The sequence below is a fragment of the Pseudomonas sp. HMSC066A08 genome (assembly GCF_001813025.1).
Lineage (GTDB): Bacteria > Pseudomonadota > Gammaproteobacteria > Pseudomonadales > Pseudomonadaceae > Pseudomonas > Pseudomonas aeruginosa.
In genome coordinates this window covers 313,787-339,111 of record NZ_KV811290.1, presented here as the reverse complement: position 1 = coordinate 339,111, position 25,325 = coordinate 313,787, and the positions used below count along the sequence as shown (strand labels likewise).

24 protein-coding genes are annotated in these 25,325 nt (G+C 66.3%); 12 read left to right on the top strand and 12 right to left on the bottom strand.

Going from position 1 to position 25,325, the window contains the following annotated elements:
* Positions 1-222 precede the first annotated feature (222 nt).
* Positions 223-489: a DUF2790 domain-containing protein gene (locus tag HMPREF2886_RS10810; protein ID WP_003085904.1), complete on the top strand. Its 267-nt coding sequence runs from the start codon at positions 223-225 to the stop codon at positions 487-489.
* 217 nt (positions 490-706) lie between these two features.
* Here the strand turns inward: HMPREF2886_RS10810 and HMPREF2886_RS10805 are convergent, their stop codons facing one another.
* Positions 707-2,266, bottom strand: a complete 1,560-nt coding sequence (locus tag HMPREF2886_RS10805) for a sigma-54-dependent phenylalanine hydroxylase transcriptional regulator PhhR (RefSeq protein WP_003105980.1) — start codon at positions 2,264-2,266, stop codon at positions 707-709.
* 284 nt (positions 2,267-2,550) lie between these two features.
* Here HMPREF2886_RS10805 and phhA point away from each other — a divergent pair, with 284 nt between their 5' ends.
* The 4 genes from phhA (at position 2,551) to pbpG (ending at position 6,239) form a co-directional block, all read left to right on the top strand.
* Positions 2,551-3,339: a phenylalanine 4-monooxygenase gene (phhA, locus tag HMPREF2886_RS10800; protein WP_003114241.1), complete on the top strand. Its 789-nt coding sequence runs from the start codon at positions 2,551-2,553 to the stop codon at positions 3,337-3,339.
* Positions 3,340-3,440: 101 nt separating this feature from the next.
* Positions 3,441-3,797 (top strand): 4a-hydroxytetrahydrobiopterin dehydratase, encoded by a 357-nt coding sequence (locus HMPREF2886_RS10795; protein ID WP_003085898.1) that lies wholly within the window; start codon positions 3,441-3,443, stop codon positions 3,795-3,797.
* Positions 3,794-4,993 (top strand): amino acid aminotransferase, encoded by a 1,200-nt coding sequence (locus tag HMPREF2886_RS10790; protein WP_033971226.1) that lies wholly within the window; start codon positions 3,794-3,796, stop codon positions 4,991-4,993. Before HMPREF2886_RS10795 ends, HMPREF2886_RS10790 begins: the two co-directional genes overlap by 4 nt.
* Positions 4,994-5,306: 313 nt before the next feature.
* Positions 5,307-6,239 (top strand): D-alanyl-D-alanine endopeptidase, encoded by a 933-nt coding sequence (gene pbpG / locus HMPREF2886_RS10785; RefSeq protein WP_070747336.1) that lies wholly within the window; start codon positions 5,307-5,309, stop codon positions 6,237-6,239.
* A gap of 22 nt (positions 6,240-6,261) precedes the next feature.
* Here the strand turns inward: pbpG and arfB are convergent, their stop codons facing one another.
* The 4 genes from arfB to hppD form a co-directional block, all read right to left on the bottom strand.
* A complete protein-coding gene (gene arfB / locus HMPREF2886_RS10780; protein WP_070747334.1) occupies positions 6,262-6,675 on the bottom strand; it encodes an alternative ribosome rescue aminoacyl-tRNA hydrolase ArfB in 414 nt (137 codons plus the stop codon).
* A 120-nt stretch (positions 6,676-6,795) separates the two neighbouring features.
* Positions 6,796-7,179, bottom strand: coding sequence for a lysozyme inhibitor (locus tag HMPREF2886_RS10775; protein ID WP_003085889.1), 384 nt, complete (start codon positions 7,177-7,179; stop codon positions 6,796-6,798).
* Between the two features lie 152 nt (positions 7,180-7,331).
* Entirely contained in the window at positions 7,332-8,750 is a 1,419-nt protein-coding gene (locus HMPREF2886_RS10770; RefSeq protein ID WP_003085884.1) for an amino acid permease, read from the bottom strand.
* Between the two features lie 297 nt (positions 8,751-9,047).
* Complete coding sequence (hppD, locus tag HMPREF2886_RS10765; protein ID WP_003117128.1) at positions 9,048-10,121, bottom strand: 4-hydroxyphenylpyruvate dioxygenase; 1,074 nt, start codon at positions 10,119-10,121, stop codon at positions 9,048-9,050.
* Positions 10,122-10,442: 321 nt separating this feature from the next.
* On the opposite strand from hppD, the gene HMPREF2886_RS10760 reads away from it, so the two are divergent.
* The 3 genes from HMPREF2886_RS10760 (at position 10,443) to HMPREF2886_RS10750 (ending at position 12,474) form a co-directional block, all read left to right on the top strand.
* Complete coding sequence (locus HMPREF2886_RS10760) at positions 10,443-11,231, top strand: AraC family transcriptional regulator (RefSeq protein WP_033971232.1); 789 nt, start codon at positions 10,443-10,445, stop codon at positions 11,229-11,231.
* A gap of 83 nt (positions 11,232-11,314) precedes the next feature.
* A complete protein-coding gene (locus HMPREF2886_RS10755; RefSeq protein WP_003085873.1) occupies positions 11,315-11,488 on the top strand; it encodes a DUF1427 family protein in 174 nt (57 codons plus the stop codon).
* 26 nt (positions 11,489-11,514) lie between these two features.
* Positions 11,515-12,474, top strand: coding sequence for a quinone oxidoreductase family protein (locus tag HMPREF2886_RS10750; RefSeq protein WP_033976521.1), 960 nt, complete (start codon positions 11,515-11,517; stop codon positions 12,472-12,474).
* A gap of 51 nt (positions 12,475-12,525) precedes the next feature.
* Here the strand turns inward: HMPREF2886_RS10750 and HMPREF2886_RS10745 are convergent, their stop codons facing one another.
* From HMPREF2886_RS10745 to HMPREF2886_RS10715, 7 genes are all read right to left on the bottom strand, one after another.
* Positions 12,526-13,308, bottom strand: coding sequence for an iron-containing redox enzyme family protein (locus tag HMPREF2886_RS10745; protein WP_033971235.1), 783 nt, complete (start codon positions 13,306-13,308; stop codon positions 12,526-12,528).
* A 74-nt stretch (positions 13,309-13,382) separates the two neighbouring features.
* Positions 13,383-15,839, bottom strand: a complete 2,457-nt coding sequence (locus tag HMPREF2886_RS10740) for an EAL domain-containing protein (protein WP_033976520.1) — start codon at positions 15,837-15,839, stop codon at positions 13,383-13,385.
* A gap of 294 nt (positions 15,840-16,133) precedes the next feature.
* Complete coding sequence (locus HMPREF2886_RS10735; RefSeq protein ID WP_033971243.1) at positions 16,134-17,924, bottom strand: ABC transporter ATP-binding protein; 1,791 nt, start codon at positions 17,922-17,924, stop codon at positions 16,134-16,136.
* Positions 17,917-18,519 carry a DsbA family protein gene (locus tag HMPREF2886_RS10730; protein ID WP_003145641.1) on the bottom strand — a complete coding sequence of 201 codons (603 nt, stop codon included), beginning with the start codon at positions 18,517-18,519 and terminating at the stop codon, positions 17,917-17,919. Before HMPREF2886_RS10730 ends, HMPREF2886_RS10735 begins: the two co-directional genes overlap by 8 nt.
* A 39-nt stretch (positions 18,520-18,558) precedes the next feature.
* A complete protein-coding gene (locus tag HMPREF2886_RS10725) occupies positions 18,559-19,497 on the bottom strand; it encodes an oxygen-dependent tRNA uridine(34) hydroxylase TrhO (protein ID WP_003085861.1) in 939 nt (312 codons plus the stop codon).
* Positions 19,498-19,661: 164 nt separating this feature from the next.
* Complete coding sequence (locus tag HMPREF2886_RS10720) at positions 19,662-19,967, bottom strand: BolA family protein (protein ID WP_070747332.1); 306 nt, start codon at positions 19,965-19,967, stop codon at positions 19,662-19,664.
* A 13-nt stretch (positions 19,968-19,980) separates the two neighbouring features.
* Entirely contained in the window at positions 19,981-20,529 is a 549-nt protein-coding gene (locus HMPREF2886_RS10715; RefSeq protein ID WP_003120754.1) for a DUF2059 domain-containing protein, read from the bottom strand.
* A 167-nt stretch (positions 20,530-20,696) separates the two neighbouring features.
* Between HMPREF2886_RS10715 and HMPREF2886_RS10710 the strand changes: the two genes are divergently transcribed.
* The 4 genes from HMPREF2886_RS10710 (at position 20,697) to cbpD (ending at position 25,303) form a co-directional block, all read left to right on the top strand.
* Positions 20,697-21,716: a DUF2804 domain-containing protein gene (locus HMPREF2886_RS10710; protein WP_039027271.1), complete on the top strand. Its 1,020-nt coding sequence runs from the start codon at positions 20,697-20,699 to the stop codon at positions 21,714-21,716.
* A gap of 128 nt (positions 21,717-21,844) precedes the next feature.
* Positions 21,845-23,239 carry a class II fumarate hydratase gene (locus tag HMPREF2886_RS10705; protein ID WP_003085854.1) on the top strand — a complete coding sequence of 465 codons (1,395 nt, stop codon included), beginning with the start codon at positions 21,845-21,847 and terminating at the stop codon, positions 23,237-23,239.
* Positions 23,232-23,855, top strand: a complete 624-nt coding sequence (locus HMPREF2886_RS10700) for an NAD(P)H-dependent oxidoreductase (RefSeq protein WP_003140847.1) — start codon at positions 23,232-23,234, stop codon at positions 23,853-23,855. The genes HMPREF2886_RS10705 and HMPREF2886_RS10700 overlap by 8 nt, the downstream gene beginning before the upstream one ends.
* Before the next feature lie 278 nt (positions 23,856-24,133).
* Positions 24,134-25,303 carry a chitin-binding protein CbpD gene (gene cbpD / locus HMPREF2886_RS10695; RefSeq protein WP_033971254.1) on the top strand — a complete coding sequence of 390 codons (1,170 nt, stop codon included), beginning with the start codon at positions 24,134-24,136 and terminating at the stop codon, positions 25,301-25,303.
* Positions 25,304-25,325 lie beyond the last annotated feature (22 nt).

Here is a 25,325-nt window from a genome sequence, read left to right as displayed (position 1 = left end):
CGATCCGTACAAGGTTCTTGTCTTGACTGAGTCTATATGTCGCAGCCTATCCCAACTTACAATAAACCCAACAGCCGAAGTTAACTCCCGTTGAACTTCGACTCCGCAACTTGATTGCAGACTTACTTATCCAGCCTTGTTTATCGAGTTGCACCGGTGACCTGTCCGCCTGTCTTCCGACGGCAGATCGTACCCACTCAGAAACTACTCAGGTAAATAGTAATGAAGGCTTTCGCCCTGATGGCCCTGTTCGCCTGCTCGCCGCTGGTGATGGCGGCTGGCGCCCAGGATCAACCTGCCAGCCAGCAGGAAAACGCTGTTGAAGAATATGCCTATGGCATGCAACTGGATGTGGCTCGCGTTATATCTTCAACCGACACTTCCAATGCGTGCGGCATCGTTCCCGCACGCATGACCTACGAAGATTCGAACGGCCAGAAACATACCGTCGAATATCAGGTCTGGGGCAACGGCTGCACTGGCGGCTAAACTCTCCTCGACCCGGGTCGACCTCCGAAGGATCGCGCCACGACGGGCAACTCGCCCATCCGGCGCGATCATTGTGTACTCGGCGGCGACAATCCCATCCCTCGACGAACATCCTGGCCGTCTTCCCCTCGCCTCAAACCGCGCTGGCGCCCTTCCACAAGGACCGACGCCTCTGCCGTTTCTTTCCCAGCCTGCAACAAACCGGCAAGCATGACGCTCAGCCCTCGCCTTGCCCCACGCCATGCTGGCGCAGCTTGTTCGCCGCCGTGGTATGCGAAACGCCGAGGCGCTTGCCCAACTGGCGGCTGCTCGGATGCTCGCGGAACAGGCGCTCCAGCACCGCCTTCTCGAAGCGCCCGACGATGGCGTCGAGGTCTCCTTCCAGGGAAAAATCCCCCAGCGGCTGCGGCGCGCCGTAGTCCGGCAGACGGATGTGCTCGGCCTTGACCGTTCCCCCTTCGCACAGCGAAACCGCCTGGAACAGCACGTTTTCCAATTGCCGCACGTTGCCCGGCCAGTGGTAGCGTTCGAGACGTTCCAGCGCCTGCGCGGAGAGCTTCGGCAGGCCGCAGCCGATCTGCCGGCTGGCCTGGTCGAGGAAATGCTCGGCGAGCGGCGCCAGGCCATCCAGGCACTCGCGCAGCGGCGGGATGTGCAGCGAGAGCACATTGAGACGGTGATAGAGGTCCTGGCGGAATTCGCCCTTGGCGCAGAGTTCGGACAGGTCTACCTGGGTGGCGCAGATCACCCGCACGTCCAGGTACACCTCCTCGTCGCTGCCGACCCGGCGGAAACAGCCGTCCTGCAGGAAGCGCAACAGCTTGGCCTGCAGGCGCGGGCTCATCTCGCCGACGCCGTCGAGGAACAGCGTGCCGCCGGCGGTAAGCTCCAGCAGGCCGAGTTTGCCTTCCGGACGGGCGCCCTCGAAGGCTCCCGGACCATAGCCGAACAGCTCGGTCTCGGCCATGGATTCCGGCAGGCCGGCGCAGTTCAACGCCATGAACGGCGACTGCCCGCGCGGGCTGGCCAGGTGGCAGGCGCGCGCCAGCAGCTCCTTGCCGGTGCCGGTCTCGCCCTCGATCAGCAGCGGCGCATCCAGCGGCGCCATGCGCCGCGCCTCGCGGACCACCGCGGCCATTACCCGCGAGCTCTGGAAGATACTGTCGAAGCCACGCAACTCCTGCTTGCGCACATGGTAGATGCGCTCGCCGACGCGATCCGCGCGATGCAGGGTCAGCACCGCTCCAGCCAGCGCCTCGCTCTCGTCGTGCTCGGATTGCAGCGGCGCGATGTCGGCGAGGAACACGTCGCCCTTCACCTTCACCCGCAGCCCGTTGATCCGCGCCTTGTTGGCGCGCACCAGTTCGGGCAGGTCGAGGTCCTCGACATAGCGCGACAGCGGAATCCCCGGCACCTCGTCGACGCGCACGCCGAGCAACTGCGCGGCGGCACGGTTGGCGGCGACGATCTGCCCGCCCATGTCCACCGAGAGCACCGGGAAGTCCAGGGCGGCGAGCAGCGCGTTGAGTTCCAGGTGCCGGCGTTCGCTGGGCATCAGGCCGACCCGCTTGACCCCGAAGACCCCCGGCACCGCCTCCAGCTTGGGCCGCAGCGACTGCAACTGGAGGTTGATCATGTTCGGACAGAGCAGGTAGATGGCGTTGCCCTGGTCACCGCCGACTTCGCCGCGATTGACGTTGATGCCGTAGTCGACCAGCAGGTTGAGGATGTCGCGGAGGATGCCTACACGGTTCTGGCAGTGCACTTTGATACGCATGGCGTGGCCCGATGTTGTCGTTCTGATGGGCTCGCGGCCGGTTTTTTTAACTCCCGGCCGGAAATTTCCGTCAAGAATATGTGACAGTTAGACTCACCAGCAAGAATGCCTGGCCCAATGAACAGGCGACCCAGGCCAATTCGTAAGGAAAACTTTACGAAAAAGCCGATTCATCCCCGTTGCCCGGTCCCTATCCGGGGCTGCACGGACCGTCCCGACGCGGTATCGATAAGGCAACGACAACAACAAAGACCCCGCGGCCACAAGCCGCTCATGGAGTCCGTATGAAAACGACGCAGTACGTGGCCCGCCAGCCCGACGACAACGGTTTCATCCACTATCCGGAAACCGAGCACCAGGTCTGGAATACCCTGATCACCCGGCAACTGAAGGTGATCGAAGGCCGCGCCTGTCAGGAATACCTCGACGGCATCGAACAGCTCGGCCTGCCCCACGAGCGGATCCCCCAGCTCGACGAGATCAACAGGGTTCTCCAGGCCACCACCGGCTGGCGCGTGGCGCGGGTTCCGGCGCTGATTCCGTTCCAGACCTTCTTCGAACTGCTGGCCAGCCAGCAATTCCCCGTCGCCACCTTCATCCGCACCCCGGAAGAACTGGACTACCTGCAGGAGCCGGACATCTTCCACGAGATCTTCGGCCACTGCCCCCTGCTGACCAACCCCTGGTTCGCCGAGTTCACCCATACCTACGGCAAGCTGGGCCTCAAGGCGAGCAAGGAGGAGCGGGTGTTCCTCGCCCGCCTGTACTGGATGACCATCGAGTTCGGCCTGGTCGAGACCGACCAGGGCAAGCGCATCTACGGCGGCGGCATTCTCTCCTCGCCGAAGGAGACCGTCTACAGCCTCTCCGACGAGCCGCTGCACCAGGCCTTCAATCCGCTGGAGGCGATGCGCACGCCCTACCGCATCGACATCCTGCAACCGCTCTATTTCGTCCTGCCCGACCTCAAGCGCCTGTTCCAACTGGCCCAGGAAGACATCATGGCGCTGGTCCACGAGGCCATGCGCCTGGGCCTGCACGCGCCGCTGTTCCCACCCAAGCAGGCGGCCTGACGAGAAACGCCGCCGCGGCTGCCCCCGCGGCGGTCTTGTACTATGGTGGACGGGCCCGGCCCGCCCGCCGCTCCCACATGCAACAACCAAGGACTCCCACCATGACCGCACTCACCCAAGCCCATTGCGAAGCCTGCCGCGCCGACGCCCCGCACGTCAGCGACGAAGAACTGCCCGTGCTGCTGCGGCAGATCCCGGATTGGAACATCGAAGTCCGCGACGGCATCATGCAGCTGGAAAAGGTCTACCTGTTCAAGAACTTCAAGCACGCCCTGGCCTTCACCAATGCCGTCGGCGAGATATCCGAGGCCGAAGGCCACCATCCGGGCCTGCTGACCGAGTGGGGCAAAGTCACCGTGACCTGGTGGAGCCATTCGATCAAAGGCCTGCACCGCAACGATTTCATCATGGCGGCGCGCACCGACGAGGTAGCGAAAACCGCCGAGGGGCGCAAATGAGTCATTTCGCCAAGGTCGCCCGCGTACCGGGCGACCCGATCCTGGGCCTGCTCGACGCCTACCGCAACGATCCGCGCGCGGACAAGCTGGACCTCGGCGTCGGCGTCTACAAGGATGCCCAGGGCCTGACCCCGATCCTGCGCTCGGTGAAACTCGCCGAGCAGCGCCTGGTCGAGCAGGAAACCACCAAGAGCTACGTCGGCGGCCACGGCGACGCGCTGTTCGCCGCGCGCCTGGCGGAACTGGCGCTCGGCGCCGCCTCGCCGCTGTTGCTGGAGCAACGCGCCGACGCCACCCAGACGCCCGGCGGCACCGGCGCCTTGCGCCTGGCCGGCGACTTCATCGCCCACTGCCTGCCCGGCCGCGGCATCTGGCTGAGCGCCCCGACCTGGCCGATCCACGAGACGCTGTTCGCCGCCGCCGGCCTGAAGGTTTCCCACTACCCCTACGTCAACGCCGACAACCGCCTGGATGTCGAGGCGATGCTTGCTGGCCTGGAGCGCATTCCCCAGGGAGACGTGGTGCTGCTGCATGCCTGCTGCCACAACCCGACCGGTTTCGACCTGAGCCACGACGACTGGCGCAGGGTGCTCGACGTGGTGCGTCGCCGCGAGCTGCTGCCGCTGATCGACTTCGCCTACCAGGGCTTCGGCGACGGTCTCGAGGAAGACGCCTGGGCGGTACGCCTGTTCGCCGGCGAACTGCCGGAGGTGCTGGTCACCAGTTCCTGCTCGAAGAACTTCGGCCTGTACCGCGACCGCGTCGGTGCGCTGATCGTCTGCGCGCAGAACGCCGAGAAGCTCACCGACGTGCGTAGCCAACTGGCCTTCCTCGCCCGAAACCTCTGGTCGACCCCGCCAGCGCATGGCGCCGAGGTGGTCGCGGCGATCCTCGGCGACAGCGAGTTGAAGGGACTCTGGCAGGAAGAGGTCGAAGGCATGCGCTCGCGCATCGCCAGCCTGCGCATCGGCCTGGTCGAAGCCCTGGCGCCGCACGGCCTGGCCGAGCGCTTCGCCCATGTCGGCGCGCAACGCGGGATGTTCTCCTATACCGGACTGGGCCCGCAGCAGGTCGCTCGGTTGCGCGACGAGCACGCCGTTTATCTGGTCTCCAGCGGCCGGGCCAACGTCGCCGGTCTCGACGCACGCCACCTCGACCGCCTGGCGCAAGCCATCGCCCAGGTCTGCGCGGACTGAACCCTCACGGTTCCCCTGAGCCGGCTGCGATGGCCGGCTTTTTTTCGCCCCCGCTAACGCCGCGCACTCCCGCCAAGGCGGCGGATAACCGCTTCGCGGTTATTCGCCCTACCGCACCACGACCTTGTGGGCGTAGGGCGAATAACGCCACAGGCGTTATCCGCCGAACCTCTCCGAACCGGGCCAGCCATAAGTCAGCACTTTCAAAGCCCTACGTGCTTTTCCTATAAAAGAGCATAAAATGCTCAATTATGGGCACCAGTTCACACTGCGCCCCACGGCCCCCACTTTCTCGTCTTAGTGAGCAACGCACGTGAGAAACCGTCTCCTGTCACTGGTCACCCTGTTCCTGTCCCTCAGCGTTGCCACCGCGGTATCCGCCTCCCCGCCACCGAAGACGCGGCTGCCGCTGCAACAGGAACTGGCCTCGGGCAGCGCGCTGGTTACCGACCAGAACACCGGCAAGGTGCTCTACTCACGCAACCCCGACCTGGTGGTGCCGATCGCCTCGATCACCAAGCTGATGACCGTCATGGTCGTGCTCGACTCGAAACTGCCGTTGGACGAGGTACTGCCGATCGCCATCAGCGAGACCAGCGAAATGCGCGGGGTGTTTTCCCGGGTACGGGTCGGCAGCCAGATCAGCCGCCGGGATATGCTCCTGCTCGCCCTGATGTCCTCGGAGAACCGCGCCGCCGCCAGCCTCGCGCAGAACTATCCGGGCGGCAAGAACGCCTTCGTCAAGGCGATGAACGCCAAGGCCCATGCCCTGGGCATGAAGAACACCCGCTACGTCGAGCCGACCGGGCTGTCGCTGCACAACGTCTCCACCGCCCGCGACCTCACCCGCCTGCTGGTGGCCAGCCGGCAATACCCGCTGCTCAGCCAGTGGAGCACCACTCCGGAGAAGACCGTGGCCTTCCGCCACCCCAACTACACCCTGGGCTTCCGCAACACCAACCACCTGATCAACAACAAGACCTGGAACATCCAGTTGACCAAGACCGGCTTCACCAACGAGGCAGGCCACTGCCTGGTGATGCGCACCACGATCAACCGCAGCCCGGTCAACCTGGTGGTGCTGGACGCCTTCGGCAAGTACACCCACTTCGCCGACGCCACCCGCCTGCGACGCTGGCTGGAAACCGGCCAGGTCACTGCGATCCCGGCCGCGGCCAAGGCCTATCGCCTGCAGCGCGACCGCGAGCGCGGCCTCGGCCAGCCGGTGGCCCAGGCCGTACGCTGATCCGTCGCGAAGACCGGCCGGCTCAGAAATCCACCTTGCTGCGCCCGGCCTTCACCGCGCCGCGCTTGGCCTTGCCGTCCAGCCGGCGCTTCTGCGAGCCGCGCGTAGGCTTGGTCGGGCGCCGCGCCTTCTGCACCTTGGCCACGCTGCGGATCAACTCCGCCAGGCGTTCCAGGGCATCCTCGCGGTTCTGCTCCTGGGTCCGGTACTGCTGGGCCTTGATCACCACCACACCGTCGCTGCTGATGCGCTGGTCGTTCAGTGCCAGCAGGCGCTCCTTGTAGAACGGCGGCAGCGACGAGGCCTGGATGTCGAAGCGCAGGTGCACCGCGCTGGAGACCTTGTTGACGTTCTGCCCGCCAGCCCCCTGGGCGCGAATGGCATTCAGCTCGATCTCATGGTCGGGCAGGTGGACGGCATTGGAGATGATCAGCATGGGGCGGCACGGTGGACCAACGGGGCTGCCAGCATAACCCCTTTGCCGAGCGGAAAAGCAGGCAAAAAGAAACCCGGCCGCGGCCGGGTTCCTTCATTTCGGCGAGACGCCAGGTCGAACTCAACGCTCCTTGCAGGCGACCCCGTCGGTGGGCTCGCCGCCCTTCCAGTCGCCGTAGAGGGTGGCTTCCTCGCCCTTGGTCCACCAGATGTACTGGCCGGCGGCGTACTTGGCGCCGGAGGCGGAAATCACATTGCTGAAGACCAGCGTCGAGTTGTCGCTGACCGGCACCACGGCGAGGCTGTTGTCGCCCTTGTTCAGGTACTGCACGGTGAACTTGCGACCGTTCTCGCACTTGTAGTCGACGCTGCGGGTATCCAGCTTGGCATCCCCCGGCAGGGCCAGGTAATCGACCTGGGCGGTCTGCTTGTCGTCGTCGCTGCCGCCGCAGGCGACCAGGACCACGGGAACGGCAGCCAGAAGCAGCCAGAGCGCTTTTTTCATGGAAATCCCTCTAACGAGAAAAAATGGCGCTGCCACTGTAGGAACTCGGCACCTGCCGCGTCAACGACAGGCGCCCCTAGAAAAAGTCTTGTGGGCCGCCGGAACGCGCAAAGGAGCACTCCCCTCTCCTCTCCGCGCCGGCGCCCCATCGATCACTCGGTGACCGGCTTCACCCGCAGGCCCGGCATCGGCCGCGGGGCTCCCTTGAGTCGGTAGCAGGCCCACATCACCAGCAGCCAGACCGGGATGGCATAGACCGAGACCTGGATGCCGGGGATCAGCAGCATGACGCCGAGGATGAACACCACGAAGGCCATGCACAGGTAGTTGCCGTACGGATACCAGAACGCGCGGAAGTGCGTGCGGGTGCCCTGGCGGTCCATCTGCGCGCGGAACTTCAGGTGCGCCATGCTGATCATCGCCCAGTTGATCACCAGCGCCGCCACCACCAGCGACATCAGCAGCTCCAGCGCCTGGTGCGGGATCACATAGTTCACCACCACCGCGAGGAAGGTCACCAACGCCGATACCACCAGGGCGCGTACCGGTACGCCGCGCTTGTCGACCCTGGCCAGCGCGCGCGGAGCATCGCCTTGCTCGGCCAGGCCGAGAAGCATGCGGCCGTTGCAATAGGTGCCGCTGTTGTACACCGACAGCGCGGCGGTGAGCACCACGAAGTTCAGCAGGTGCGCGGCGGTGCCGCTGCCGATCATCGAGAAGATCTGCACGAACGGGCTACCGCTGTAGGCATCGCCGGAAGCGTTGAGGGTCTGCAGCAGGCTGTCCCAGGGCGTCAGCGAGAGCAGCACGACCAGGGCGCCGATGTAGAAGATCAGGATGCGATAGATCACCTGGTTGATCGCCTTCGGGATCACCGTCCTCGGCTTGTCCGCCTCGGCCGCGGTGAAGCCGAGCATTTCCAGGCCACCGAAGGAGAACATGATGATCGCCATGGCCATCACCAGTCCGCTCACTCCGTTGGGGAAGAAACCGCCGTGTGCCCAGAGGTTGCTCACCGAAGCCTGCGGACCGCCGCTGCCGCTGAACAGCAGGTAGCAGCCGAGCAGGATCATGCCGATGATCGCCACCACCTTGATGATCGCGAACCAGAACTCGGCTTCGCCGAAGGCCTTGACGTTGGCCAGGTTGATCGCGTTGACGACGACGAAGAACAACGCCGCCGTGGCCCAGGTCGGCACCTCCGGCCACCAGTAGTGGATGTACTTGCCGACCGCGGTCAGTTCCGACATCCCGACCAGGATGTACAGCACCCAGCAGTTCCAGCCGGAGAGGAAGCCGGCGAAGCCGCCCCAGTACTTGTGCGCGAAGTGGCTGAAGGAGCCGGCGACCGGCTCCTCGACGATCATCTCGCCGAGCTGGCGCATGATCATGAAAGCGATGAAGCCGGCGATGGCGTAGCCGAGGATCATCGACGGGCCCGCCGACTTGAGCACCCCGGCCGAGCCGAGGAACAGGCCGGTGCCGATGGCGCCGCCGAGGGCGATCAACTGGATGTGACGATTCTTCAGGCCGCGCTTGAGCTCGCCCGAATGCGGATGTTGGCCGTCCATTGAGTTATCTCACGCAAGTGGAAATTTATTGTTGTCGGAGGCGAAACGGGGCCGTGCGGCTCAGGCGGCAGGCGCACGGCGGACGCCATGCGGGGCGCGTGGCGGCGGGCGGTCGGCAGGACGAAGGAAGGGCTCACGGATCATGCGTCACCTGTTTGTTGTTGTACGTGACGTGAATGGGCCGCCAGGCTCGTGGCTCGGCGGTGCGGGCAAGGCTGGCGCGATCGGCGCCGCTGGAACGGAAACGCGGAGCGCAAGGAAAACCGCCAGCCCCGGAAGAGGCTGGCGGCAGCGGGATCAGATCACGCCACGGCGAATCTGATCTTCCTCGATGGACTCGAACAGGGCCTTGAAATTGCCCTCGCCGAAGCCCTGGTTGCCCTTGCGCTGGATGATCTCGAAGAAGATCGGGCCGATCACCGTATCGGTGAAGATCTGCAGCAGGATGCCGTCGTCGCCCGGGGCGCCGTCGATCAGCAGGTTCAGTTCGCGCAGTTGCTCGAGCGGCTCGCCATGCCCGGCGACGCGGGTGTCGACCTTCTCGTAGTAGGTGTCCGGGGTCGACATGAACTTCACGCCGTTGTCGCGCAGCTTGCGCACGGTGGCATAGATGTCGTCGGTGGTCAGGGCGATGTGCTGGATGCCTTCGCCATGGTATTCGCGGATGAATTCCTCGATCTGCGAGGTATCGTCGGCCGACTCGTTGATCGGGATGCGGATCTTCCCGCAAGGTGCGGTCATGGCGCGGGAGAACAGGCCGGTGAGCTTGCCTTCGATGTCGAAGTAGCGAATCTCGCGGAAGTTGGCGATGCGCTCGTAGAAACCGGACCAGACGTCCATCTGGCCGCGCTTGACGTTGTGGGTCAGGTGGTCGATGTAGGTCAGGCCGACCGAGTTGTCGTTGGCGCTGCGGCCTTCGATGAACTCGAAGTCGACGTCATAGATGCTGCGGTCGCCGTAGCGGTCGACGAGATACAGCAGCGAACCGCCGATGCCTTCCAGGCAGGGGATGTTCAGCTCGCCGAAGTTGGCGTGGCTGCCCACCAGCTTGGCGCCCTGGGATTCGGCGTAGGCGGCGGCCTGGGAAGCGTTCTTCACCCGGAAGGCCATGGCGCAGGCGCTCGGACCGTGCTTGAGGGCGAATTCGTGGACATGCCCGGTCGGGCTGCCGTTGAGCACGATGTTGATATCGTTCTGCTGGAACAGGAAGACTTCCTTGGAACGATGCTTGGCGGTTTCGGTGAAACCCATCATGTTGAACAGCTGGCGTAGCTGCTCGATGCCCTTGGCGTCGGGGGCGGTGAACTCGACGAATTCGAATCCGTCGGTACCGATGGGATTGTGCTGTTCGATCTTGGCCACGGCGTTCATCCGGCCTCCTCGTTGTTCTTGTTGAATGGACCGCCGCCGGTCCAGGCGGCCGGCGACATGGGAGATGCTTTCATCTCACCCCGTGGCGGCGCGGCGGACAAGCCGTCGACAGGGCCCGGCGCAGGGCCCGGCGCACGGTTTCTGGCAACTATTCCTTACGCGCCGGCGGCATGCATGGCGAACGCCCGGTCTTCGTAAAATTATCTTTACAGGGCGGTGCGAAAAGCTGCCAGCAGCGCTGTCACGGCTGCGCTGAAAGCCGGCGCTGCATGATCCGCGTCAAGCGGTTAACCTGCATCTTTCCTCCGCAACGGCATTCCCATGGCACGACCCGCCCCACCCGACCTGAGCGACAGCCGCCGGCCCCTGCGCGGCGTCGCCCGCAGCTATCCTGCCGGGCACCGCGTCGATGCCCACGAGCACGCCTGGGGCCAGGTGCTCCATGCGGTGTCCGGGATGATGTGGCTGGAGACGCCCGACGAGGCCCTGCCGGTCCCGCCGCAACGGGCGGTCTGGTTGCCTCCGGGCCTGCGCCATGCGGTGCGGGTCGCCTCCGAGTTGCAGATGCGCAACATCTACCTGAGCCCGGAACTCTCCCGCGGCCTGGAGGACCGCACCCTGGTGCTGGTGGTCGGCCCGCTGCTGCGCGAGCTGATCGTCAGCCTGGTGGAGCAGGAACGACAGAGCGACCCCCACTACTATGGGGCGCTGGCCGATCTCGCCGTGCTCGAACTCGGCCGCGCGCGCCGTTCCAGCCTCCGCGTACCGCTGCCGGACGCCTCCGACAGGCGCCTGCTCGCGCTGTGCCAGGCGGTGATGGCCAATCCCTCCCTGGACATCGGCCTGGAGCGCCTGGCCGAAGACGCCGGGGCCAGCGTGCGGACCCTCTCGCGCCTGTTCCAGCGCAGCCTGGGCATGGGCTTCGCCGACTGGCGGCGGCAGGTGCAGCTGGCGACCGCCGCCGCCGCGCTCATCGATGGCCGTCCGGTGGCAGGCATCGCCCATGCCCTGGGATATACGCCGAGCGCCTTCAGCGACATGTTCCGCCGCGAGCTGGGCGTCTCTCCCACCGAGTACAGGGCCGAGCATCACCAGCCGTTCCAGCCTTGACCGGTATTCGTTAGTTATTGGCCGATAGATATTTTATCGGCCAACTAGACTGGTGCCATCGTTCACCGTCCCTGTCAGCCGCCATGAACTACCTGATCTCCCTCGGCATCGGCCTGCTGGTCGGCGTGCTCTACGCCGTCCTCGACTTCCGCTCGCCGGCGCCACCCGCCATCGCCCTGGTCGGCCTGCTTGGCATGCAGCTCGGCGAACAGCTTTTCCCCCTTGGCCGCGACCTGCTGCAGCAGTGGCTGCACTGATCGCCCGCGACGACACGGAGCCCCCGATGAAAGCACTGCAATTCGACCGTACCGGCGACCTCGCCGCCCTCAAGCTGGTGGACATGCCCGACCCGCTTCCCGCCGCCGATGAGGTGCGGGTGGAAATCCGCGCCGCCGGGCTGAATCCGAGCGACGTGAAGAACGTTCTCGGCCGCTTCCCCTATACCACCCTGCCCCGGGTACCGGGCCGCGACTTCGCCGGGGTGGTGGTGGAGGGACCGAAGGTCCTGCTCGGTCAGGCAGTCTGGGGCACCGGGCGGGAACCGGGATTCTTCCGCGACGGTAGCCACGCGCAGTTCCTGACCCTGCCGGCCGCCGGCGTCGCGCTCAAGCCGGAAAGCCTGAGCTTCGCCCAGGCCGCCAGTTGCGGGGTGCCCTACAGCACCGCCTGGGACGCCCTGCAACGCAGCCAGGTCAAGGCCGGCACCCGGCTCCTGGTAATCGGCGCCAACGGCGCGGTCGGCAAGGCCGCGCTGGCGCTGGCCAAGGCCCTGGGGGCCGAAGCGATCGGCGCGGTGCGACGCGAGGAGCAACGCCAGGCGCTGGAAGCGCAGGGCATCAGCGCGCTGCTGCTGGGCGAGCCGGCCGAACTGGCGGCACAGGTGGAAGGGATCTTCCCCGGCGGGGCCGAGGTGATCTTCGATACGACCGGTTTCTGGCTCGAGGCGGCGGTCCCGGCGCTGGCCGCCTTCGGTCGCCTGGCGATCATCGCAGCACCGGCCGACGGCCATGTGCGCCTGCCGGCGTTGAACCTCTACCGTCGCGGTGGCTCGGTGGTGGGGATCAACTCGCTGCTCTATGGCGTGGAAGCCTGCGCAGGCTTCCTCGACGCCTTCGGCAAGCTGTTCGACCAGGGCCGCCTGCCGCTGCCGGACGGGCTGCGGGAAGTCCCGCTGGAGCAGGGCGTGGAGCAGTACCGGGCGGTGAACGAAGGCACCTGCGAGAAGATCATCCTGGTGCCCTGAGGAGCGGGGGGAATCCCGGCGGAACGCGCCGGGATTCCCCTGCACGCGAGACTACTCCGCGCCGACCGCGAGCTTGCGGGCGCTGCGCGCCTCCTCCAGCTGCATGCAGCGCTCGAGGAACAGGTACATGTAGTCGTAGCTCTTGCAGATCGCGTCGCGCAGTTGCCGGCGCAGCTCGGCGCCGGGATTGGTGCCGGCCAGGGTGCAGATGATCTCCAGCGCCTCCCACGGGTGGGCATCGTCGTACTGCGCGTGGAGCTTGAGCCACTTCATGGCGCGTTTGCGGCCTTCCTTGGGGAAGGCGTTTTCGTAGACGCCGTTCGAACAGACCAGCGCCGACCACTCCCCGGTGACGCCCTCGATGGCGTAGTTGGTGGCGGCCATGGCCACCGCCAGCGAGTCGCTGGAGCAGGTGTGCCAGCACCAGTGGCTGAGCGCGTGCAGTTCGGCCGGCACGTCTTGCGCCTGGATCTCGGCCAGGCTCACGCCGTGGGCCTCGGCCCAGTGCAGCCAGTAGTCGGCGTGGTTGAGTTCGACCCGAATGTTGCGCATCAGCCAGCGGCGCGCCATGTCTTCGCCGGGATGACGGGCGAAACGGGTCTTCAGCAGGTTCTGCGACATGTACAAGGGGAACTGCTCGACCACCGGCCAGCCGCCGATCAGGTACAGGCGCATCAGCGCCGGGCTCAGCTCGGCGTCGCGCATGCGCCGGTAAAGCTCGTGGCCGGAAACCCGGTCCTTGCTCGCCTGGCAGTCGACGATCAGTTGCTGCGCCCACTGCGGATAGCTTCCCGCCTCCTGCAAGGGGCCCGTACGATCAAAGAACTCGCTCACACCCGTCTCCCTTCTCTTCTTGTCGGCAACGGCCTCATAGCAGCGAAACTACTCTTTCTTCGCCCCGCGGTCACCTACCGGAGGTTCTGTCCCAGGCTCGGCCACAGGCCCTGGGCATCCAGTCCAGCCCCCGGAGGCTGGCGACTGAACGGCAGGGGCGCGCCGATGGCCAGGCCCTGGGCATAGTCGATGCCGATCTCGCGCAGCGCTTCCATCACTTCGACGGTCTCGACGAACTCGGCGATGGTACGTTTGCCCATCACATGGCCGATATGGTTGATCACCTGGACCATGGCGCGATCGATGGGATCCTCGAGCATGTCCTTGACGAAGCTGCCGTCGATCTTCAGGTAGTCCACCGGCAGGTGCTTGAGGTAGATGAAGGACGACATGCCGGCGCAGAAATCGTCCAGGGAGAAACGGCAACCGGTGTCCTTGAGCTCGTTGATGAAGCGGATGGCGTTGGCCAGGTTGGCAACCGCCACTGTTTCGGTGACCTCGAAGCAGATCGTCTGCGGCGGAATGCGGTAACGGGCGAACAGCTCGGTGAGGAACTGCAGGAACGACTCGTCGCCGATGGTCGCGCCGGAGAGGTTGATGGCGCAGGTGCCGATCGGCTCGGCGCGAGGGTCCTGTGCCCGCTCGACGAGGGTGCGGAAGGCATTCTCCACCACCCAGCGATCGATCAGCGTCATCAGGCCGTAGCGCTCGGCGGCGGGTATGAAGCTCAGCGGCGGCACCAGGCGCCCGCCCTCGTCGCGCAGGCGCAGCAGCAGTTCGACGTGCAAGCCCTCCTCCGCGCCTTCGCCCAGCGGCACGATGGGCTGGGCATAGAGGCTGAAGCGGTCTTCCTCCAGCGCCAGGTGGATGCGCTGGACCCAGGTCATCTCGCCGAAGCGCATCGACAGTTCGACGTCGTCCTGATGGAACACCTGGACCCGATTGCGCCCCTTTTCCTTGGCCATGTAGCAGGCCATGTCGGCGGAGCGCAGCGCCTCCTCGAGGGTCGAGATACCCGGCAGCAGGTGCACCAGGCCGACGCTGACGGTGCAGTTGAACGGCTGCCCGCTCCAGGTGAAGTGCAGGTCCTGGACCGTCTTGCGCAGATGGTCGGCGATCTCCACGGCTTTTTCCGCCGGGCAGTTCTCCAGCAGGATGCCGAACTCGTCGCCGCCCAGCCGCGCCAGCGTGTCGCCCTCGCGCAAGCCTTGTTGCAGCAGGGTACAGACCTGGCGCAGCAGTTCGTCGCCGGCGGCGTGGCCGCAGGTGTCGTTGACCAGCTTGAACTGGTCCAGGTCGAGGAACATCAGGGCGTGCCGCCCGCTGTTGCGCTCCAGGCGCTCCAGCGCTATCTGCAGGCGATACTCGAACTCGCGGCGGTTGGTCAGCCCGGTCAACGCATCGTGGGTCGCCTGCCAGGACAGGCGCGCCATGTACTGGCGCTCGCGGGTCATGTCGTGAAGCACCAGGACCACCCCGGTGATCTCGCCGCCACGGTGGATCGGCGCGCCCACCAGGGTCACCGGCACGCTGCTGCCGTCGTGACGCAGAACCAGCTTGGAATGCTCGCGGCCGCCGTCGATCTCGCCGCTGAGGATCTGCTCGATCAGCAGCATGCCCTCCTCCCGCGAGCTTTCGTCGACGATCCGGAACAGCGACGCCAGGGGCAGGCCGCGGGCCTTGTCCAGCGTCCAGTTGGTCATCTGCTCGGCGGCCGGGTTGAGGTAGGAAATACCCCCCTGGGTATCGGCGGTGATCACTCCGTCGCCGATCGAGGCCAGGGTGATCTGGGCCCGTTCGCGCTCGGCATCGAGGGCGTTCTCCACTTCCTGGCGCTGCATCAGTTGCTGCCGGGTCCGCAGGAACGCCAGCAGGATGAGCACGCTGGCGGTGGTCAGGTTGGCCACCAGCAGCAGCCTGAGCAAGGCCCGCGAGCCCTCGCCAAGGGCGTCGCTGAAGGCCTTGGCCGCCGGCGTGACCTTCTCGTTGATCGCGTGGATCTCGGTCTTCCACTGTTGCACCTGCTCGGCGCTGGCCTGCCCGGCACCGATGCCCGCGCGCATCTTGCCGGCGACATCGATCAGTTCCATGACGTACTTGTCGCCCACCAGCCACAGCTCGATGGCGCGCTCGAAGTAACTGAAGTCGTGGAAGTTGCGGTACAGCCAGATGATCGCGGCAACGTCGTCGGCATGGTTGCCGCCCTTGAGGATGCCCTGGCGAGCCGCCTCGATGTCCGGGTCGGGCTGGTCCAGGGCGAGGCGCATCTCGCGGTCGCCGAGGGGGATCGCGATGGCCTCCTCGTAGCGGCGGAAATCTTCGTCGGCGCGTGAGTCGGCATAGAGGGTGAGGTAGTAGATGGCATCCTTCTGGCCCTTCGACCAGAGGCTTTCGCCGCCGACATAGCTGCGCACCGCGGAGAGGACGTAGAGACTGCCGCCCGCCAGCATGGCCTGCAGCAGCACCACGACGATGAAGGGCCATACCAGGCCAAGCAGGCGGGGCTTGTCGAGAGTCCGGTTCTGCCTCATTCCATCTACCATTCAAACTGGCGCTAAGCGATCGGGCGCCGTCTCCGTCGCCCCTGACTGCATCACCTGTCGGCCGCTCAAGATCCCGTCGCAGAACTCCCGAGGCCTTGCCTGCCGGCAGCCACCACGCTGGAGGAGGCGGACACCCGGCAAACAGTAGGAGTCTAGTGGCTGTTTGCCGAACCTGCCCTGCGCCTGGCGGAACAGACAGCGTTTTTTATTGCCGCAGCCAATAAAAACCGGATGTCTTATATGGAATATACGAGAAAAACCGCCAGGCGACAGCCTGGCGCCTCACATCTGTTGCAGATGTCCGTAGAGCCGGGCGTAGAGGCCGCCTTCGGCGATCAGTTGCTGGTGATCGCCGTCTTCGGCGATATGCCCGCCATCGAAGACCAGGACCCGGTCGGCCTGCTTCACCGCCGACAGCCGATGGGCCACGATCAATGTGGTGCGGCCTTCGAGGAAGTCGCCTAGCGCCTGGTGCAGGGCGTACTCGGTAGCGGCGTCGAGGGCCGAGGTGGCCTCGTCGAGGATCACCACCTTGGGCTCGGCGAGGATCATCCGGGCGATCGCCAGGCGCTGCCGCTGACCACCCGACAGGCGCACCCCGGAACGCCCGACCACGGTGTCCAGCCCCTGCGGCAGGCGCCGCACGCCGTCGGCCAACTGGGCGATCTCCAAAGCCCGCCAGCAGGCCTGGTCGCTGCGTTCGCGGCCCATGGTCAGGTTGGCCCGCACGCTGTCGTTGAACAGCGCCGGATGCTGGAGGACCACCGCGACATGTTCGCGCACGCAGTCCAGGCCGATTTCCTCCAGGGGCACCCCGCCGTAGCGGATGCTGCCGCGCTGCGCACTGTAGAGACCGAGCAGCAGTTGCACCAGCGTGCTCTTGCCGCCGCCGCTGGCGCCGACCAGCGCAACCTTCTCGCCGGCGCCGATGTCCAGGTCCAACTGCTCCAGGACCTTGTCCTCGCCGTAGGCGAAATCCAGCCCGCGCACCTCGATGCCAACGGTCGTGCGGCCAGCGAACGGATCGCGCAGCGGCGGGTAGCGCGGCTCGTCGGCCCGCGCCAGCAACTCGTTGATCCGCTGCAACGCGCCGCCAGCGGCGTAGTAGGCGTATTGCAGGCCGAGCAGTTGTTCGACCGGACCGATCATGAACCAGAGGTAGCTGAACACCGCGAGCATCTGGCCGATCGACAGGTCCGAGAGCAGCACGGTGAGCATCGCCGCGGCGCGGAACACGTCGATGCCGAACTGGAACAGCAGGCCGCTGGCGCGTCCGGCGGCGTCGCTCTTCCATTGCGAGGCGACGGCGTAGTCGCGGACCTCCTGGGCGCGGTGGCCGAGGCGGCCGAGGAAATAGCCCTGGCGATTGCCGGCGCGGACTTCCTGGATCGCCTCGAGGGTCTCGGTGAGCGCCTGGGTGAAGCGCGCGGTGCTATCGTTCTCGAGCTTCTTGAGATGCTTGACGCGCTTGCCCAGCTGCACCGTGGACCAGATCACCAGCGGGTTGAACAGCAGGATCAGCAAGGCGAGCTGCCAGTGCATCCAGACCAGGATCGCGGCGGTGCCGAGCAGCGTCAGCAAGGCGACCAGGAAGCGGCTGAGGGTTTCCCCGACGAACTTGTCCAGGGTATCCAGGTCGGTGACCAGGTGGGCGCTGATCGACCCGCCGCCGAGGGTTTCGTATTCGCCCAGGGCGATATGCCGGAGGCGCTCGATCAGACGCAGGCGGATGCGGTAGACGATGTCCTTGGACAGCCGCGCGAACAGCTTTGCCTGGAGTACGTTGAACACCAGCGCCGCCCCCCGCAACAGAAGGGTCGCCGCCAGCATCAGGCCGATGTAGCCGAACGCCACCTGCCAGTCGGCGGGCAACAGGCGGTCCATGAAACGCAACGCGCCGTCGCCCTTGCCGAGCAGCACTTCGTCCACCAGCAGCGGCAGCAGCAAGGGAATCGGCACGGTGCAGAGGGTGGCCAGCACCGCCACCAGGTTGGCGAACAACAGGGCTTTCTTGTGGCGCAGTGCGAGTCGACGAATCTCCGCCCAGCTCAGGCGGTCTCCGCGCTCACTCATGCCGGCCCCGTTCCAGCCAGCGGCCGAGCAAGGGTGAAAGTTCGGCAAGCGGCTGGTAGCCGTTGGTGAGCAACGCCAGTTGGCCGTTGCGCTCGGCCAGCAGGGTCGGGAACCCGGCGATGCCGAGGTCCTGGACCCAGGCGAAATCGGCGGCGGTGGCGTCACGCGCCTCGCCGCTGTCGAAGGCCGCGGCGAACTCGATGCGCGGAAGCCCCACCGCTTCCGCCAGGCCGGCGAGCACCGCCGCCTGGGTGACATCGCGACCCTCGGCGTAGAACGCCCGCTGGATCGCCCTTACCAGCGGCCAGGCGCTTTCCTCGTCGAGGCTGCGCGCCGCCACCAGGGCCCGGCAGGCCGGCTCGGTGTCATAGACGAAGCCTTCGGGCAACGCGTCGTCGAAGCGGAACGGCTGGCCGGTGGTCTGCTGCACGGTCTGCCAGTGGCCGAGGATGTAGCCGCGGGTATTCGGGTCGAGCGCCGCGCCGTGGCCGGCGCGCAGGCCACCGGCTACCAGGTGGAAAGCGACGCCGTCGGCGGCCGCCTGCCGGGACAGCGCCTCGGCGACCGGGGCGAAGCCCCAGCACCAGGAACACATGGGGTCCATCACGTACAGCAGGCGGGCCTTGGCCAAGGTTCAGTTCTCCAGCGTGGACTGGCGCGGATCGCGACCGAGCGGGTGCGGCTGGTTGCGCTGCCGCGCCAGTTCGATCTGTTTCTGCCGCTCGCGGGCGCCGGCGCGGGTCTTCTCGCTCAGCGAGTCCCAGCAGTGCGGACAGCTGATGCCGGGCACGTAGTGCTCGGACTGGCGGTCCTCCAGCGAGACCGGGTTGCGGCAGGCGTGGCACTGATCGTACTCGCCCTCGCTAAGATCGTGGCGCACGGTCACGCGGTTGTCGAATACGAAGCAGTCGCCGCGCCACAGGCTCTGTTCCTGCGGCACCTCTTCGAGGTACTTGAGGATGCCGCCCTTGAGGTGGAAGACCTCCTCGAAACCGGCGCCGAGCATGTAGCTGGAAGCCTTCTCGCAGCGGATGCCGCCGGTGCAGAACATCGCCACCTTCTTGTGCCGCGCCGGGTCGTAGTGGGCCTTGATGTACTCGGGGAACTCGCGGAACGACCTGGTCTTCGGATCGACCGCGCCCTCGAAGGTGCCGATCGCCACCTCGTAGTCGTTGCGGGTATCGATCAGCAGGACTTCCGGATCGCTGATCAGGGCGTTCCAGTCCTTCGCCTCGACATACTGGCCGACCTGCTTGTTCGGATCGACGCCAGGCACACCGAGGGTGACGATTTCCTTCTTCAGCTTGACCTTGGTGCGGTAGAACGGCTGTTCGTCGCAGTAGGACTCCTTGTGCTCGATATCGGCCAGCCGGGGATCGCTGCGCAGCCAGGCGAACAGCGCATCGATGCCTTCGCGGCTACCGGAGACGGTGCCGTTGATGCCTTCCTCGGCCAGCAGCAAGGTGCCTTTCACACCGTTGTCGAGCAGGGTTTGCAGCAGGGGTTCACGCAGCGCCACGTAGTCGTCGAGAGTCACGAACTTGTACAGCGCCGCCACGACGATGGATGTCATGGGGATATAGCCTCCAGGTGGTCGCCCGCGTAAAGGGCGGACCGGAACGAAAAGCGCCAGCCGCTGGCGCCATGGAAACGACAACGCCGGCGGAAGGCCGGCGCTGGGTGCGTAGTCTAGCGCAGCAGGGGCAGGCTCTGCACCCCGCCGCGACGGACGCCGTCTCAGGGTATGTCGTGCCTGCTCCCGCCGCGGCAGGTCGGCGAAGCCGGCACCGCGGCCTGGCTCCACTCCTCCGGGGTGAAGGTATGCAGCGCCAGGGCATGGAACTCGCCCATCAACCCACCGAGGGTGGCATATACCTTCTGGTGCCGCTTCACCGCGTTCAACCCGGCGAACTGCGGACTGACCAGCACCACCTTGAAGTGGGTCTCCAGCCCGCGGCTGTGCATGTGGCTCTCGTCGAGCACCTCGACGTGTTGCGGATCGAGGGGCTGCAGGGCGGTCTGGATACGGTCACGCATGCTCATCGCGAATCACGGCTCACTTTTTCTTCTGGGCCGGCGCGGCGACGCCGAGTTCCTTGTCCATGTCGGCCATCAGCTTGTTCACCGGCTCGACGGCGCCTTGCAGCTTGGCCTGGGTCAGTTGGGCGGATTCGGCGGTCAGGCGCGGCATCTTCTCCAGCACCTTCTTGCCCAGCGGCGACTGGTAGAAGGCGTTCAGGTCCTTCAGCTCGGACTCGGTGAAGTTGGTGGTGTAGAGCTTGATCAGCTCGGGCTTGATCTTGTCCCAGCCGATGGCGCGGTCCAGCTCGGCATTGGCCTTGGCCTGGTAACGCTCGAGAACCGCCTTCTTGCTCTCCGGCGCCTTGGCCTGGGCGAAGCGCTGGGCCAGCATCTGCTGCACCTGGGCATAGACCGGGACCGTCAGCTTGTCGGCATGGACCAGCTTGAGGAATTGCTCGGCCTGGCTGGCGGAATCGGCCATGGCCATGGAGCTGAGGCTGAGCAGCACGGCGCTGCCGATGAGGCGAAGACGGGTCATGGAAAATCCTTGAGGTTGGGTAGATGTGTCCGTGGGACCCGACATTCTGCGCCTAAGTTCGAAATCCGCTCAAGCGCAGCGCCGAATATCGGGAGAATCCTATCCGGCGCCAGCCCGCCCCATGCCGTCTACTATCAGTTCTGTAGTGGGTACTTGCCGCCCTCCTTCCGCAGCCGGCATGCTTGCGTCAGCCTGTCACATGGATGTGTTAGATGAACGGAACCGCCGCCGATACCCTCGCCGTATCGCCCCCGCCCCTGCGCAACCTCTGCGACGGCCTCGGCCGGCTCGATCCCCGGGCGGTCGGCTGGTCCGCCCGGCCGCGGGTGCTCTGCCACATCCCCGGCCACTTCGGCCGGCGCAAGCGCTGGAACCACTGGTGTATCGTCAGCCCCGGCTGGATGCTCTCGCTGACCATCGCCGACCTCGACTACCTGACCTACGGCGCCGCCTATTTCCTCGACCTGGACAGCGGCCAGGCGGTAGCGCACACGCAGATCCGCTTCTTCGGCCTCGGCTGCCAGTTGCCCGACGAGCCGCAGGCCAGCCATGCCTTCGAGCATCCCCGCCTGCAATTGCGCTTCGACGAACAGCCCGGGCGCCTGCGCGTCACCGGCCAGGCCCCGGACCTCGGCGGCCTGCCGCTGGAGCTGGCGCTGGAAGTGCGACGACCGTCGCACCTGGAGTCGGTGAACCTGGTGGTGCCGATGGGCGAACACACCTTCCATGCCTGCAGCCGCCAGCTCGGCCTGCCGATCAGCGGCTGCCTGCAACTCGGCCGCCGGCGCTACGACTGCCAGGCGGGCCAGAGCTTCGCCGCGCTGGACTTCGGCCGCGGCGTCTGGCCGCTGCATACCTACTGGACCCGCGCCGCCTTCGCCGCCCCCGGCGGCATTGCCGGCAACTTCGGCACCGGCTGGACCGAAGCCAGCGACCTGCGCGAGAACGCCCTGTGGTTCGGCGGCAAGCTCAGCCGCGTGCTCGACGACGTGCACATCCGCGAGCCTCGCGACCCGCTGGCCGAATGGCGCCTGGACAGCGCCTGCGGTCGCGTCGAGCTGGTCTTCCGTCCCGAACAGCTGCACCAGGCGCGGCCCAGCGTCGGCCTGTTCTATGCCAATACCCGCCAGTGGTTCGGCCGTTTCAACGGCACCCTGCGCCACGACGACGGCGATTGCGTGCCAGTGGACGGCGCCCTCGGCTGGATCGGTTCGACCCGCGCGCGCTGGTGACGGCGGCGGCGGGCAATCTATTTCCGACCCGCAGCGCGGCGAAAAATGCCCACGAGGAAGCGACGGCAGCGGAACCCAAGGCGGGAGCGAAGGCCTAAACTGCCGGATACGCACCCTGGAGAACACTCATGAGCCGGACCGAAACCGATAGCCTGGGCACCATCGAGGTGCCCGACGACGCCTACTGGGGCGCCCAGACCCAGCGCTCGCTGGAGAACTTCGCCATCGGCGGCCAACGCATGCCGCTCGCCGTGATCCATGCCCTGGCGCTGATCAAGAAAGCCGCCGCGCGGGTCAACGACCACCTCGGCGAACTGCCGCCGGAAGTCGCCCGGCTGATCGAACAGGCCGCCGACGAGGTCCTCGCAGGCCGCCACGACGAACACTTCCCGCTGGTGGTCTGGCAGACCGGCAGCGGCACCCAGACCAACATGAACGTCAACGAGGTGATCGCCGGCCGCGCCAACGAACTGGCCGGCAATCCGCGCGGCGGCAAGTCGCCGGTGCATCCCAACGACCACGTCAACCGCGCGCAGAGTTCCAACGACAGCTTCCCCACCGCCATGCACATCGCCGCCGCCAAGGCCGTGCACGAACAATTGCTGCCGGCCATCGCCGAGCTTTCCGGCGGTCTCGCCGAACAGTCGGCGCGTCACGCCAGCCTGGTCAAGACCGGCCGCACCCACCTGATGGACGCCACGCCGATCACCTTCGGCCAGGAACTCTCGGCCTTCGTCGCCCAGCTCGACTACGCCGAGCGCGCCATCCGCGCGGCACTGCCGGCGGTCTACCAGTTGGCCCAGGGCGGCACCGCGGTGGGCACCGGGCTCAACGCGCCGAAGGGCTTCGCCGACGCCATCGCCGCGGAAATCGCCGCCGAATCGGGCCTGCCCTTCGTCGCCGCGCCGAACAAGTTCGCCGCCCTGGCCGGCCACGAGCCGCTGGTTATCCTCTCCGGCGCCCTGAAGAGCCTGGCGGTGGCCCTGATGAAGATCGCCAACGACCTGCGCCTGCTCGGTTCCGGCCCTCGCGCCGGCTTCGCCGAGGTGAAGCTGCCGGCTAACGAGCCGGGCAGCTCGATCATGCCCGGCAAGGTCAACCCGACCCAGTGCGAGGCGCTGTCGATGCTGGCCTGCCAGGTCATGGGCAACGACAGCACGATTTCCTTCGCCGCCAGCCAGGGCCATCTGCAACTCAACGTGTTCAAGCCGGTGATCGTCTACAACCTGCTGGAATCCATCCGCCTGCTCGCCGACGGCTGCCGCAACTTCAACAAGCATTGCGTCGCCGGCCTGGAGCCGGACGCCCAGCGCATGGCCGACCTGCTGGAGCGCGGCCTGATGCTGGTCACCGCACTGAACCCGCACATCGGCTACGACAAGGCCGCCGAGATCGCCAAGAAGGCCTACGCCGAAGGCACCACGCTGCGCGCCGCGGCGCTGCAACTGGGCTACCTGGACGAAGCGCAGTTCGACGAATGGGTGCGGCCGGAGCAGATGCTGGAGGCCGGCCACCATGGTTGAAACCGCCAAGTCCGGCGCCACCCCGCTGGAAGGCGACGGCAAGCGCATCCTGCTGATCGTCGGCTCGCCCAAGCGCAAGAGCTTCTGCCACCTGCTCGCCGAATGCTATGCCCAGGGCGCGCGCAGCAAGGATCACGTGGTGCGCGAACTGAAGCTGGGCGAGCTGGCCTTCGACCCGATCCTCCACGAAGGCTACGAGCAGAGCCAGGTGCTCGAACCCGACCTGCTGGAAGCGCAGCGGCAGATCCACTGGGCCGAGCACCTGGTGTTCGTCTACCCGGTCTGGTGGGGCGGCCTGCCGGCGCTGCTGCAGGGTTTCTTCGACCGCGCCCTGCAACCGGGCTTCGCCTTCCGCTATCGCGGCACCCAGGACAAGGACTGGGAGCAACTGCTGGGCGGGCGCAGCGCCGACCTGCTGGTCTGCCACGACCAGCCGCTGTCGCGGCTGCGCTTCCTCAAGGGCCCGCCGGCGCACCGGCAGATGGTGCGCAGCGTGCTCGGCGCCTGTGGCATCGCCACCCGCCGCCTGGAAGAATTCGCGCCGATGCGCAGTTCCAGCGAGGAACAGCGCCAGGGCTGGCTGCGTCGCGCCGAACAGCTCGGCAGCCAGGTCTAGTTCCCTTCGCGCCCGGCTGCGGCCGGGCGCGGACACTGATCGTTCTGACAGGTCCGCCACCTTCCCGCCGGCTTCCCTTCCCCGCCCCATAGCAGCCCTTTGCCTGCCTCTACCGGCTCACAGTGCGGGTGCCGACCGCTTTGCATTCCGCGACATCCATCAGGAATGGGTAGCGAATCTGACCGGCCCGTCACATTTGGTAGGGACCTCAAACCGGCACCGAGGGCTAGGATCAGCCCGCTTCGAAATGAATCCGGTTCTGGAAAAAAGGACTTGTCATGAAACACTACTCAGCCACCCTGGCACTCCTGCCACTCACCCTCGCCCTGCTCCTGCCCCAGGCAGCCCATGCCCACGGCTCGATGGAAACGCCGCCCAGTCGGGTCTACGGCTGCTTCCTCGAAGGTCCGGAGAATCCCAAGTCGGCCGCCTGCAAGGCCGCCGTCGCCGCCGGCGGTACCCAGGCGCTGTACGACTGGAATGGCGTCAACCAGGGCAACGCCAACGGCAACCACCAGGCGGTGGTCCCCGACGGCCAGCTCTGCGGCGCCGGCAAGGCTCTGTTCAAGGGCTTGAACCTGGCTCGCAGCGACTGGCCCAGCACTGCCATCGCGCCGGACGCCAGCGGCAACTTCCAGTTCGTCTACAAGGCCAGCGCGCCGCACGCGACCCGCTACTTCGACTTCTACATCACCAAGGACGGCTACAACCCCGAGAAGCCGCTAGCCTGGAGCGACCTGGAACCCGCGCCGTTCTGCTCGATCACCAGCGTCAAGCTGGAGAACGGCACCTACCGGATGAACTGCCCGCTGCCCCAGGGCAAGACCGGCAAGCATGTGATCTATAACGTCTGGCAGCGCTCGGACAGCCCGGAAGCCTTCTACGCCTGCATCGACGTGAGCTTCAGCGGCGCCGTCGCCAACCCCTGGCAAGCGCTGGGCAACCTGCGCGCGCAGCAGGACCTGCCGGCCGGTGCTACCGTCACCCTGCGTCTGTTCGATGCCCAGGGCCGCGACGCCCAGCGTCACAGCCTGACCCTGGCCCAGGGCAACAACGGTGCCAAGCAATGGCCGCTGGCGCTGGCGCAGAAGGTCAACCAGGACTCCACCCTGGTCAATGTCGGCGTACTGGATGCCTACGGGGCGGTCAGCCCGGTGGCCAGCTCGCAGGACAACCAGGTCTACGTGCGCCAGGCCGGCTACCGCTTCCAGGTCGACATCGAACTGCCGGTCGAGGGCGGCGGCGAGCAGCCGGGCGGCGACGGCAAGGTCGACTTCGACTATCCGCAAGGCCTGCAGCAATACGACGCCGGGACCGTAGTGCGCGGTACCGATGGCAAGCGCTACCAGTGCAAGCCCTACCCGAACTCCGGCTGGTGCAAGGGCTGGGATCTCTACTACGCCCCGGGCAAGGGCATGGCCTGGCAGGACGCCTGGACCCTGCTATAACGCCCTCGACTGCCGCCCGCTC